The 12616-nt window shown below is 63.4% G+C and carries 10 protein-coding genes; 8 read left to right on the forward strand and 2 right to left on the reverse strand.

The features are described from left to right. Nucleotides 1-292 precede the first annotated feature (292 nt). The 4 genes from PVZ80_RS02865 (at nt 293) to PVZ80_RS02880 (ending at nt 4750) form a co-directional block, all read left to right on the forward strand. Nucleotides 293-1555, forward strand: coding sequence for an ATP-binding protein (locus tag PVZ80_RS02865; protein ID WP_009046974.1), 1263 nt, complete (start codon nt 293-295; stop codon nt 1553-1555). Then, on the forward strand, nt 1548-2108 hold the full coding sequence (locus tag PVZ80_RS02870) for a response regulator transcription factor (RefSeq protein WP_009046975.1): 561 nt from the start codon (nt 1548-1550) through the stop codon (nt 2106-2108). Before PVZ80_RS02865 ends, PVZ80_RS02870 begins: the two co-directional genes overlap by 8 nt. A 97-nt stretch (nt 2109-2205) precedes the next feature. Next, nucleotides 2206-3933 carry an ABC transporter ATP-binding protein/permease gene (locus tag PVZ80_RS02875; RefSeq protein ID WP_009046976.1) on the forward strand — a complete coding sequence of 576 codons (1728 nt, stop codon included), beginning with the start codon at nt 2206-2208 and terminating at the stop codon, nt 3931-3933. A gap of 67 nt (nt 3934-4000) precedes the next feature. Beyond that, on the forward strand, nt 4001-4750 hold the full coding sequence (locus PVZ80_RS02880) for a FadR/GntR family transcriptional regulator (protein WP_009042168.1): 750 nt from the start codon (nt 4001-4003) through the stop codon (nt 4748-4750). A 223-nt stretch (nt 4751-4973) separates the two neighbouring features. Here the strand turns inward: PVZ80_RS02880 and PVZ80_RS02885 are convergent, their stop codons facing one another. Both PVZ80_RS02885 and PVZ80_RS02890 read right to left on the reverse strand, forming a co-directional pair. Then, nucleotides 4974-5165 carry a hypothetical protein gene (locus PVZ80_RS02885; protein ID WP_009046977.1) on the reverse strand — a complete coding sequence of 64 codons (192 nt, stop codon included), beginning with the start codon at nt 5163-5165 and terminating at the stop codon, nt 4974-4976. Nucleotides 5166-5178: 13 nt separating this feature from the next. Then, nucleotides 5179-6816, reverse strand: coding sequence for a hypothetical protein (locus PVZ80_RS02890; RefSeq protein ID WP_009046978.1), 1638 nt, complete (start codon nt 6814-6816; stop codon nt 5179-5181). Between the two features lie 236 nt (nt 6817-7052). Here PVZ80_RS02890 and kdgD point away from each other — a divergent pair, with 236 nt between their 5' ends. The 4 genes from kdgD (at nt 7053) to garD (ending at nt 12507) form a co-directional block, all read left to right on the forward strand. After that, complete coding sequence (gene kdgD, locus PVZ80_RS02895; protein WP_016701696.1) at nt 7053-7964, forward strand: 5-dehydro-4-deoxyglucarate dehydratase; 912 nt, start codon at nt 7053-7055, stop codon at nt 7962-7964. Nucleotides 7965-8031: 67 nt separating this feature from the next. Continuing rightward, a complete protein-coding gene (locus PVZ80_RS02900; protein ID WP_273863403.1) occupies nt 8032-9477 on the forward strand; it encodes an aldehyde dehydrogenase family protein in 1446 nt (481 codons plus the stop codon). A 99-nt stretch (nt 9478-9576) separates the two neighbouring features. Continuing rightward, the gene (locus tag PVZ80_RS02905; RefSeq protein WP_009046981.1) at nt 9577-10941 is read left to right on the forward strand and encodes an MFS transporter; all 1365 of its coding nucleotides are present in this window, start codon (nt 9577-9579) and stop codon (nt 10939-10941) included. A 12-nt stretch (nt 10942-10953) separates the two neighbouring features. Next, nucleotides 10954-12507, forward strand: a complete 1554-nt coding sequence (gene garD, locus PVZ80_RS02910) for a galactarate dehydratase (protein ID WP_273863404.1) — start codon at nt 10954-10956, stop codon at nt 12505-12507. The last annotated feature ends 109 nt before the right edge of the window (nt 12508-12616 follow it).

Here is a 12616-nt window from a genome sequence, read left to right on the forward strand (position 1 = left end):
ATTACCCAATACCAACTGCGGGGGCTTTGGTAGCCGCTGGCGAAGCCTGCGCTCGACTGCGCAGCAGTCGCAATCTGTTCGCGAGTCGGACTCCGGGATGGGGATGGCGAGCGCCTTGCGCTCTATCGCGGGCAAGCCTCGCTCCTACAGGCAAATGGTGCTTTTGCAGGCAAGGCTTGCCTGCGATTGGCCGTTGCCCAAGACTGTGGCGGTTTGCCGCAGTTTTGCCTGTCTGGGCCGCTGCTTGGTTATACTCGTCGCGATCCGCCTGGAGCGCTCATCAGGAGAGCTCATGCTCGCCCCCGTACAACTGCTTTCCGCCACTCGCCAGAACCTCTGGCGTCTGACTTTCATCCGCATCCTGGTTCTGGCCGCTCAGGCCGGTTCGGTGGGGCTCGCCTACTGGTTCGACCTGCTGCCGCTGCCCTGGCTGCAACTGGCTGTCACCCTGGGCCTGTCGCTGATTCTCTGCGCCTTCACCGCCATTCGCCTGCGCACCTCGTGGCCGGTCACCGAGCTGGAATATGCCGTGCAACTGGCCTGTGACCTGTTTATCCACAGTGCCCTGCTGTATTTCTCCGGCGGTTCGACCAACCCCTTCGTCTCCTATTACCTGGTGCCGCTGACCATCGCCGCCGTGACCTTGCCATGGCGCTACTCGGTGGTCCTTTCCGGCATCGCGCTGACCATGTACACCTTGCTGCTGGCGCAGTTCTACCCGCTGCAGACTTTCCCCATCGCCCGGGAAAACCTGCAGATCTACGGGATGTGGCTGAGCTTCGCCCTGGCTGCGGCGGTGATCACCTTCTTCGCCGCGAGGATGGCCGAGGAGCTGCGACGCCAGGAAGAGCTGCGGGCGATCCGCCGCGAAGAGGGCCTGCGCGACCAGCAGTTGCTGGCTGTCGCGACCCAGGCCGCTGGCGCCGCCCACGAATTGGGAACGCCCCTGGCGACCATGAGCGTGCTGCTCAAGGAAATGCGCCAGGACAACCTCGACCCGCTGCTGCAGGATGACCTGGGCGTGCTCCAGGATCAGGTCAAGCTGTGCAAGGAAACCCTGCAGCAACTGGTGCGCGCCGCCGAGGCCAACCGCCGGATGGCCGTGGAAATGCAGGATGTCACCGTCTGGCTCGATGAAGCGCTGAACCGCTGGCACCTGATGCGCCCCGAAGCCACCTATCGTTTCCAGTTGCTGGGCCAGGGCCCGATGCCGCGGGTAGCGCCGCCGCCGGACCTGACCCAGGCGCTGCTCAACCTGCTGAACAATGCCGCCGACGCTTGTCCGGAAGGGCTGGAAGTGCAACTGGATTGGGACGCCGAGACCCTGACCATCAGCATTCGCGACCACGGCGCCGGTGTGCCGCTGGCCATCGCCGAGCAGATCGGCAAACCGTTTTTTACCACCAAGGGCAAAGGTTTCGGCCTGGGCCTGTTTTTGAGCAAAGCCAGCGTGACACGCGCCGGCGGCTCAGTGAAACTCTACAGTCATGAGGAAGGCGGCACGCTCACCGAGCTGCGTCTGCCCCACGGCGCCCGAGGAGACCAACATGAGTGACGAAATCCAAGTCGAAGGCGAAGAACTGCCGCATCTGTTGCTGGTGGATGACGACGCCACCTTCACCCGGGTGATGGCGCGGGCCATGAGCCGTCGCGGCTTTCGCGTCAGCACCGCAGGTTCCGCCGAGGAAGGCCTGGCCCTCGCCCAGCAGGACCTGCCGGACTTCGCCGCGCTGGACCTGAAGATGGACGGCGACTCCGGCCTGGTGCTGCTGCCCAAGCTGCTCGAGCTCGACCCGGAAATGCGCGTGGTGATCCTCACCGGTTATTCGAGCATCGCCACCGCGGTCGAAGCGATCAAGCGCGGCGCCTGCAACTACCTGTGCAAGCCGGCCGATGCCGATGACGTGCTGGCCGCGCTGCTCTCCGAGCACGCCGACCTCGACACCCTGGTGCCGGAAAACCCGATGTCGGTGGACCGCCTGCAATGGGAGCATATCCAGCGGGTGCTGACCGAACACGAAGGCAATATCTCCGCCACTGCCCGCGCCCTGGGCATGCACCGCCGAACGCTGCAGCGCAAGTTGCAGAAGCGCCCGGTTCGTCGCTGAACCGCGACTGAACGAATGTCCTCGGGACGAGTGAAAAAGCGAGCCGATCCTCTATGATCGGCTCGATGCTTGTCCTTATCACAATCGAGCCTTGATGATGAATCAGAACGCTGAGTATTCCGCGGTCAACGATACTGTGCGCGGGCAGTTTTTCCGTCGTGTCTGGGAAATGACTACGCCTTACTGGCGCAGCGAGGAGAAGGGCAAGGCCTGGCTGCTGCTGTTCGCGGTGGTCGCCCTGACCCTGTTCAGCGTGGCGATCTCGGTGTGGGTCAACAGCTGGTACAAGGACTTCTACAACGCCCTGCAAAGGAAGGATGAAGCAGCCTTCTGGCAACTGATCCTGTATTTCTGCGGGATTGCCGCGGTGGCCATCCTGGCCGCGGTCTACCGGCTCTACCTGACCCAGATGCTGACCATCCGCTGGCGCGCCTGGCTCACGGAAAAACACTTCGCCCGCTGGTTGGGCCACAAGAATTACTACCAGCTGGAGCAGGGCGGCTACACCGATAACCCGGACCAGCGGATTTCCGAAGACCTCAACAGTTTCACCAGCAATACCCTGGGGCTCGCCCTGGGCCTGCTGCGTACCGTGGTCAGCCTGGTGTCGTTCTCGATCATCCTGTGGGGCGTGTCGGGCAGTATCGAAGTCTTCGGCTACACCATTCCCGGCTACATGTTCTGGTGCGCCCTGGTGTACGCCGCCGTCGGCAGCTGGCTGACCCACCTGATCGGTCGACGCCTGATCGGCTTGAACAACAACCAGCAACGTTTCGAGGCGGACCTGCGTTTCTCCATGGTGCGCGTGCGCGAGAATGCCGAGAGCATCGCCCTGTATGACGGCGAGCCGAACGAGAACAAACGCTTGAGCGCTCGCTTCGGCATGGTCTGGCACAACTTCTGGGACATCATGAAAGTGTCCAAGCGCCTGACCTTCTTCACCTCGGGCTACGGCCAGATCGCGATCATTTTCCCCTTCATCGTCGCGGCCCCCCGTTACCTGACAGGCAAGATCGAGCTGGGTGAGCTGATGCAGATCAACTCGGCATTCGGCAACGTCCAGGAGAACTTCAGCTGGTTCATCACCGCCTATTCCGAGCTCGCGGCATGGCGCGCCACTTGCGACCGTCTGCTGAGCTTCCGCCAGGCCATGAGCGAAAACGAAGAGCGCGCGCCCGCCATCGACGTGCAGAACCAGGGCGAAACCCTGCAAGTGCATAACCTCGGCCTGGATCTGGCGGATGGCCGGCACCTGCTGGCCGGTGCCGAGATGACCGTGAGCCCCGGCGAGCGGCTGATGCTCAGCGGTCGCTCCGGCAGCGGCAAGAGTACCCTGCTGCGGGCGATGGGGCGGCTCTGGCCGGCTGGTCACGGCAGCATCCGCATGCCCGCCGAGCGTTATCTGTTCCTGCCGCAGAAGCCTTACCTGCCGATCGGCAGCCTGCGCGAAGCCTTGAGTTATCCACAGTCGGGCGATACCTACCCGCAGGAGCGTTATGCACAGGTGCTGGAAACCTGCCGCCTGCCGCACCTGGTGTCCCGCCTGGACGAGAGCAATCACTGGCAGCGCATGTTGTCCCCGGGCGAGCAGCAACGCCTGGCCTTTGCCCGTGCGTTGCTCTATGCGCCGCAATGGCTGTACATGGATGAGGCCACCTCGGCCATGGACGAAGAAGACGAGGCGACCCTGTACCAGGCGCTGATCGACCAGCTTCCGGGGCTGAGCATTGTCAGCGTCGGGCATCGCAGCAGCCTCAAGCGTTTCCACCCGCGGCACATCCGCATCGAGCGCGGGCATCTGGTCGACCAGGCGGTGACGGTGTAGTCAACAGTGATCGTACAACTTGGCTGAGCTATGATGCGTCATCAGTTTTCGGAGAAAGATCTTCACCATGGACAACCAGAACACGGCGCCCCGCCTTCCACGCAAGCGCCGTAGCCTCGCCCAGGAACTGGTGACCGTGCTGTCGGAGCAGATTCGCGACGGTCAGCTCAAGCGCGGTGACAAGTTGCCCACCGAGTCGGCGATCATGGAGGCCCATGGCGTCAGCCGGACCGTGGTGCGCGAAGCCATTTCCCGGTTGCAGGCCGCCGGCCAGGTGGAAACCCGCCACGGCATCGGCACCTTTGTGCTCGACACGCCGAGCCCGAGCGGCTTCAGGATCGATCCGGCGACCGTGGTGACCTTGCGCGATGTGCTGGCGATCCTGGAACTGCGCATCAGCCTGGAAGTGGAGTCGGCCGGGCTGGCCGCGCAGCGGCGCAGCACCGAGCAACTGGCGGCGATGCGCGCGGCGCTGGATGCCCTCAATGAAAGCGCGGCCCACGACAGCGATGCGGTGGCCTCGGATTTCCAGTTCCACCTGCAGATTGCCCTGGCCACGGGCAACCGCTATTTCACCGACATCATGACCCACCTGGGGACCAGCATCATTCCGCGCACCCGCCTGAATTCGGCGCGCCTGGCTCACGACGATCAGCAGCACTACATGAGCCGCCTGAGCCGTGAACACGAAGAAATCTATGAAGCCATTGCCCGCCAGGATTCGGATGCGGCCCGAGCGGCCATGCGCCTGCACCTGACCAACAGCCGCGAACGGCTGCGCCATGCCCATGAAGAGGCAGAAGCGCAGCGCGGGTAAATGCAACAGGCGCCAGACCGGGGAGGTTTGGCGCCTGTTGTCGGCTGTCGCGAGCAGGCTTTCCATCGAATGCGTAGCAGCGTCCTAAAGGGCTAGCGCTGTTCTGCCGGCAGAAAATCATCGCCTGGGCAGCCTTTATCGCTGGCAAGTCGGATCGCCGCCCGCTCGCTCCTACAGAAACACTGTTCGTCTTCGGTAGGCGCGAAGCGTGCTCGCGCTGCTTTTAGCGGCCTTTGAGAATCGAGCGGTCCACCCTCACGGCCAGTTGCCCGGCAGCGGGCTTGGCATCGAAAGCCACGCGCCCTTGCTGGTCGACGGTTGCCCGCGCGACGGGAGCGCCGTTGACCAGCAGTTCCAGGGGCGCGCCCTGCAGGGATTGGCCAGAGGCCAGTTCTAGAGTCAGATTGATAGCCATGTCGATGTCCTTATCAGGCATTGCGGTCGATGTAGGTGGTGGCGGTCTTGTCGATCGAGGCGATCAACTCCGGCGAGCCGCCGCGGAACTGGCGAAAGAGGTTACGCCCGCTGGAACCGCTGCCGGTATCCACCGGCACATTCAGGGTTGGCTGGAAGCGGTCGCTCAGTTCGGCGTAGGCGGACCAGGGGCCGATGTACGACTCGTTCAAACCGTTGGTGTAGCTGAAGGCATAACGCACGGCATTGCCCGGCAACCAGTTGGGTTCGCTGGGTGCCTGGCTCTGCCAGCCATTGGCCTGGATGCTCGGGGCAAGCGTCGGTGCTTCCAGGTAGCCCGCCGGCTTGTTGGGCTTGTAGTCCTTGAGCAGCAGGTAAGTGCTCCAGCCCCACCAGTTGTCGATGGTCTTGGTATCGTTCAGGTTGTTCACGTCGCTGCGTCGCAGCACCTTGTCGCCCTGCATCACGAACAGCGGTGAAAAGTTGCCGCTCTTGGCAGCGTTCAGGTCCGGCAGCAGCTTCAGCGCCGTGAAGTTGCCGGGCGTCGGGGCCGTTCCGCTGAGGTAGCTTTCGAAAATCTCGTCCGCCGAGCGCTGCACCGCCAGCTTGACCTGCTTGCGGTTGTTGCTGTCGATGGTGTCGAAATAACGCTTGTCGCCATAGGCATGCCAGCGGTCGCCCTGGGCGTTGCTGACGTTGAGGCCGAACTTGCTGTCTTCGTCGTGCATGAAGCGGGTGATCAGCGAACCCAGGTCGCTCGGCGTGACCACCGCCGCCAGCTGCTTGCGCGGTACCCGCACATGGCCGGCGGAGAACAGGTCGGTGAGGAAGTGATCGGCGAAGGCGTTCATGGCGTAGGCCAGTTCCAGCTGCTTCTCGTCGGCGTTCTTGTGCGCCAGCACCGCCTGCTGCAGGGCCGCGGTGTGCCCGGCGATATAGGCCAGCAATGCCCATTCGCCGAAATGGTCGGCATTGTTGGCCGCCAGCTTCAGGTAGCGACCGAGGGGGAACAGCGCCGAGGCGAAACTGCCGCCGCCGGTGATCTTGTTCCACTCTTCGGACAACGTATCTCCCAGGGCGTCATACGCCTCGTGAGGTTGTCGGCCGTCCTTGAGCGCCTGGTTGGCGGCGGCGATTTCCTTCTGCATCACCGCGAGAATCTGTTTTGCCTCGTCCTTGGCCGCCGGCAACACGGCAAGCGAGTTGAACGCGGCGGTAAAACGCTGCAAACGATCCACCGGCGTCGCGCCTTCGCAGATCGGCTGGTCGGGGATGCCATAAAAATCGCCACCCAGCGCCACCACCTGGCCGTAGGTCAGGGCCAGGCCGTTGGGCAGGTGCAATTCGACCTGCCAGGCCGGAACACCGGGGGCGTCCTTGACGAAACGCAACAGGGTGGCGTCGCCGATGGCGGTGTGCTCGCCACCCTCGAAACGCAGCTGGGGCAGGGCCTTGAGGTTTTTGCCCGGTGCCGCGGGGAGGATCCCGGGCTTGTGATACTTGATGGTGTGATGACCGTCGGCGATCAGTACCAGATGGTCGCCGTCACCGGAAATGGCAATGCCGCGTTCGCTGAAAAGGCTGTCCAGATCGGCAACGATCTGGCTTTTGTGCTGCAGCTGTTCCCGCTGCTGAGTGTGTAGACCTGACATTTCTAGCTCCTTGATATGTCGTAGGTATTTCAAAAATACAGCTGTATGTATATACAGTTGTTTTGCGAGCATAAAGCAAAATCCTGACCCGTCAAGCAGGTATTTTTTGCCGCGTATTTTGGCGGTGGCTGACGAATTGCTGTTGACGATTGCTTTTTAAGTTGTACGATGACTTACAACTTCGGCCAAGGCTGATGTGTTTCTCATCACAATGTGCGTCCCAGGGTGTTCGAATAATGAATCCACAAGAACTGAAGTCCATCCTCTCCTCCGGCTTGCTGTCTTTCCCGGTGACCGATTTCAATGCCCAGGGCGATTTCCATCGCGCGGGCTACATCAAGCGCCTGGAATGGCTGGCCCCTTACGGCGCCTCGGCGCTGTTCGCCGCAGGCGGCACCGGTGAGTTTTTCTCCCTGGCGGCCAGCGAATATTCGGAAATCATCAAGACCGCGGTCGACACCTGCGCCACCAGCGTGCCGATCCTGGCCGGGGTCGGCGGTTCGACCCGCCAGGCCATCGAATACGCCCAGGAGGCCGAGCGCCTGGGGGCCAAGGGGCTGTTGCTGTTGCCGCACTACCTGACCGAAGCCAGCCAGGATGGGGTCGCCGCTCATGTGGAGGCGGTGTGCAAATCGGTGAAGATCGGCGTGGTGGTCTACAACCGCAACGTCTGCCGCCTGACCGCGCCGCTGCTGGAGCGCCTGGCCGAGCGCTGCCCGAACCTGATCGGCTACAAGGACGGCCTGGGCGATATCGAGCTGATGGTGTCGATCCGCCGTCGCCTCGGCGATCGCTTCAGCTACCTGGGCGGGCTGCCGACCGCCGAAGTCTACGCTGCGGCCTACAAGGCCCTGGGCGTGCCGGTGTACTCCTCGGCGGTGTTCAACTTCATCCCGAAAACCGCGATGGATTTCTACCACGCCATTGCCCGTGAAGATCACGCCACGGTCGGCAAGATCATCGATGGCTTCTTCCTGCCTTACCTGGATATCCGCAACCGCAAGGCCGGTTACGCGGTGAGCATCGTCAAGGCCGGAGCCCGCATCGTCGGCCGTGACGCCGGCCCGGTGCGGGCGCCGCTGACCGATCTGTTGCCGGAAGAATATGAAGCGCTGGCGGCGTTGATCGACGCCCAGGGCGCGCAGTAATCCATCCCCGGGGCCGCTGAGCGATCAGCGGCCTTTTGCGTAAGGCTTTTGTGTAAGGAGAGGGCGCGTGGCAGAGGTAAAACGCTTCGATAACTACATCGGTGGCCAGTGGCTTGCCGGTGCCGACTACTCGACCAATATCAACCCGTCCGAGTTGTCCGATGTCATTGGCGAATACGCCAAGGCCGACCTGGCTCAGGTGCATGCCGCGATCGATGCGGCGCGCGATGCATTCCCGGCCTGGTCGACCTCCGGTATCCAGGCGCGCAGCGATGCCCTGGACAAGGTCGGCAACGAGATCCTCGCCCGTCGTGAAGAACTCGGCACCCTGCTGGCCCGGGAGGAGGGCAAGACCCTGCCCGAAGCCATCGGCGAGGTGACCCGCGCCGGCAATATCTTCAAGTTCTTTGCCGGCGAATGCCTGCGCCTCTCGGGGGATTACCTGCCGTCTGTGCGTCCGGGCGTCAACGTCGAAGTGACCCGCGAAGCCCTGGGCGTGGTCGGCCTGATCACCCCGTGGAACTTCCCGATCGCCATCCCGGCGTGGAAGATCGCCCCGGCCCTGGCCTACGGTAACTGCGTGGTGCTCAAGCCCGCCGAGCTGGTGCCGGGCTGTGCCTGGGCCCTGGCGGAAATCATTTCCCGTGCCGGTTTCCCGGCCGGGGTGTTCAACCTGGTGATGGGCAGCGGCCGGCTGGTCGGCGACGCCCTGGTCAACAGCCCGAAAGTCGACGGCATCAGCTTCACCGGTTCCGTGGGCGTGGGCCGGCAGATCGCCGTCAACTGCGTCTCGCGCCAAGCCAAGGTGCAGCTGGAAATGGGCGGCAAGAACCCGCAGATCATCCTCGACGATGCCGACCTCAAGCAGGCGGTGGAGCTGGCGGTACAGAGTGCCTTCTATTCCACCGGGCAGCGTTGCACCGCTTCCAGCCGGCTGATCGTCACCGCGGGCATCCATGACCGGTTCGTCGAGGCGATGGCCGAGCGCATGCGCTCGATCAAGGTCGGCCATGCGCTGAAGGCCGGTACCGATATCGGCCCGGTGGTGTCCCAGGCGCAGCTCGAACAGGACCTGAAGTACATCGATATCGGCCAGTCCGAAGGGGCGCGGCTGGTCAGCGGTGGCGGCCTGGTGACCTGCGATACCGAGGGGTATTTCCTCGCGCCGACCCTGTTCGCCGACAGCCAGGCCTCGATGCGCATCAGCCGCGAAGAGATCTTCGGCCCGGTGGCCAACGTGGTGCGCGTTGCCGACTACGAGGCGGCGCTGGCCATGGCCAACGACACCGAATTCGGCCTGTCGGCGGGCATCGCCACCACGTCGCTGAAATACGCCAACCACTTCAAACGCCACTCCCAGGCGGGGATGGTCATGGTCAACCTGCCGACGGCCGGCGTCGATTACCACGTACCTTTTGGTGGTCGCAAAGGTTCATCCTATGGTTCCCGCGAGCAAGGTCGCTACGCGCAGGAGTTCTACACCGTGGTGAAGACCTCCTACATCGGATCGTAAGCCCCGCTGTACCCCCCGCCAGCCTTTGCCTGAGGCCCGGCGGGGTCGATGAAGCGAATGTTTTACCCGCATAAAAATAATTAGTGGGAGTACATCCATATGCAAGCGACCAAGCCGACTCGCGTCCGCTACCTGATCCTGTTCATGCTGTTCCTGGTGACCACGATCAACTATGCCGACCGCGCCACCATCGCCATCGCGGGCTCCAGCCTGCAAAAAGACCTCGGCATCGACGCCGTCACCCTCGGTTATATCTTCTCTGCCTTCGGCTGGGCCTATGTGGCGGGGCAGATCCCCGGCGGCTGGCTGCTCGACCGCTTCGGCTCGAAAAAAATCTATGCCCTGAGCATCTTCACCTGGTCGCTGTTCACCGTGTTGCAAGGTTATGTCGGTGAGTTCGGCGTCTCCACCGCGGTGGTGGCGCTGTTCATGCTGCGGTTCCTGGTGGGGCTGGCCGAGGCGCCATCCTTCCCTGGCAATGCGCGGATTGTCGCGGCCTGGTTCCCGACCGCCGAGCGCGGTACGGCTTCGGCGATCTTCAACTCGGCGCAGTACTTCGCCACGGTGCTGTTCGCGCCGCTGATGGGCTGGATCGTCTATCACTTCGGCTGGCAGCACGTGTTCATCGTGATGGGCGCGATCGGCATCGTCTTCTCGCTGGTCTGGCTCAAGGTGATCTACAGCCCGCGCCAGCACCCGCTGATCAACGAGGCCGAGTTCAAGCACATCGCCGACAACGGCGGCATGGTCGACATGGACCAGGACAAGGTCCAGGGCAAACGCAGCGACGGCCCGAAATGGGACTACCTGCGCCAGTTGCTGACCAACCGCATGATGCTCGGCGTGTACCTGGGCCAGTACTGCATCAATGGCATCACTTACTTCTTCCTGACCTGGTTCCCGGTGTACCTGGTGCAGGAGCGTGGCATGACCATTCTCAAGGCCGGTTTCATCGCGTCCTTGCCGGCCATCTGCGGTTTTATCGGTGGGGTGCTCGGCGGGGTGATTTCCGACTACCTGCTGCGCAAGGGGCATTCCCTGACCTTCGCCCGCAAGGCGCCGATCATCGCCGGCCTGCTGGTCTCCAGCAGCATCGTGGCCTGCAACTATGTGGACATCGAGTGGATGGTGGTGGGCTTCATGGCCCTGGCGTTCTTCGGCAAAGGCGTGGGCGCGCTCGGCTGGGCGGTGGTGTCCGATACCTCGCCGAAGCAGATCGCCGGCTTGAGCGGCGGCCTGTTCAACACCTTTGGCAACCTGGCCTCGATCACCACGCCGATCGTCATCGGCTACATCATCAGTTCCACCGGCTCGTTCAAATGGGCGCTGGTGTTCGTCGGCTGCAACGCGCTGCTGGCGGTGTTCAGCTACCTGGTGATCGTCGGTCCGATCAAGCGCGTGGTGCTCAAGGAGCCACCGAGCAATGGCCCCGAGCTGACCCAACTTTCCCAAGCGCATTCCTGAAGGGGCGGCGTCATGCAGTTGATTGAACATTCCGATTCGCCGCGCTACATCCGTCTGCACGAGCGGGACAACGTGGTGGTTGTGGTCAATGACCAGGGCGTACCGGCGGGCACCGCGTTCGCCGACGGCCTGGTGACCCTGGACTTCATCCCCCAGAGCCACAAGGTGGCGCTGGAGGACATCGCCGAAGACGGCCTGGTGATTCGCTACGGCCAGACCATCGGCTATGCCTTGCAGCCGATCGCCCGCGGCAGTTGGGTCAGGGAGGAGCAGTTGCGCATGCCCAGCGCGCCGCCGCTGGACAGCCTGCCGCTGTCCACCGAAGTGCCGGCGGCCCAGGCGCCGCTGGAAGGTTTCACCTTCGAGGGCTATCGCAATGCCGACGGCACGGTCGGCACGCGCAACATCCTGGGCATCACCACCACCGTGCAATGCGTGACCGGGGTGCTCGATCATGCGGTCAAGCGGATCAAGGACGAACTGCTGCCCAAGTATCCCCACGTCGACGATGTGGTGGCGCTGACCCACAGCTATGGCTGTGGTGTGGCGATCACCGCCACCGATGCCTATATCCCGATCCGTACCGTGCGTAACCTGGCGCGCAACCCGAACCTGGGGGGCGAGGCCCTGGTGATCAGCCTGGGCTGCGAGAAGCTGCAGGCCGGGCAGGTGATGCACGAAGGCGACACTTCGGTGGACCTCAGCGAGCCCTGGTTGTACCGCCTGCAGGACTCCAGCCAGGGTTTTACCGAGATGATCGAGCAGATCATGGAGCTGGCCGAGGTGCGTTTGCGCAAGCTCGATCAGCGGCGCCGGGAAACCGTGTCGGCCTCGGAGCTGGTCCTCGGCATGCAGTGCGGCGGCAGCGATGCCTTCTCCGGGATCACCGCCAATCCGGCCCTGGGCTATGCCTCGGACCTGCTGTTGCGGGCCGGCGCGACGGTGATGTTTTCCGAAGTCACCGAGGTGCGCGATGCCATCTATCTGCTGACTTCCCGCGCCGAGTCCGAAGAGGTGGCCCGGGAGCTGGTGCGCGAGATGGACTGGTACGACCGTTACCTGGCCAAGGGCGAGGCCGACCGCAGTGCCAATACCACGCCGGGCAACAAGAAGGGCGGGTTGTCGAACATCGTCGAGAAGTCCCTGGGCTCCATCGTCAAGTCCGGCAGCAGCGCGATCAATGGCGTGCTGGGGCCGGGCGAGCGCTTCACCCGCAAAGGCCTGATCTTCTGCGCGACGCCGGCCAGCGACTTCGTCTGCGGGACCTTGCAACTGGCGGCGGGGATGAACCTGCATGTGTTCACCACCGGGCGTGGCACGCCTTACGGGCTGGCGATGGCGCCGGTGGTCAAGGTCTCGACCCGTTCCGAACTGGCCCAGCGCTGGCCGGACCTGATCGACATCGACGCCGGGCGCATCGCCACCGGGCGGGCGAGTATCGAAGAGCTGGGCTGGGAGCTGTTCCATTTCTACCTGGACGTGGCCAGTGGCAAGCAGCAGACCTGGGCCGAGCGGCACAAGCTGCACAACGACATCACCTTGTTCAATCCGGCGCCAATTACCTGATCGGTAGCCGCTGCTGCAGGATCTTCAGCGTAGGTGGGGCGCCAACGCCCCTTCGGGGCGATCGCAGCCTTCGGCAGCGGCTACACCGATCGCGACATGCCACTCAACC

Origin of the sequence: Pseudomonas sp. B3G-3 (assembly GCF_028640915.1) — a bacterium.
Taxonomy (GTDB): Bacteria; Pseudomonadota; Gammaproteobacteria; order Pseudomonadales; family Pseudomonadaceae; genus Aquipseudomonas; species Aquipseudomonas chlororaphis_I.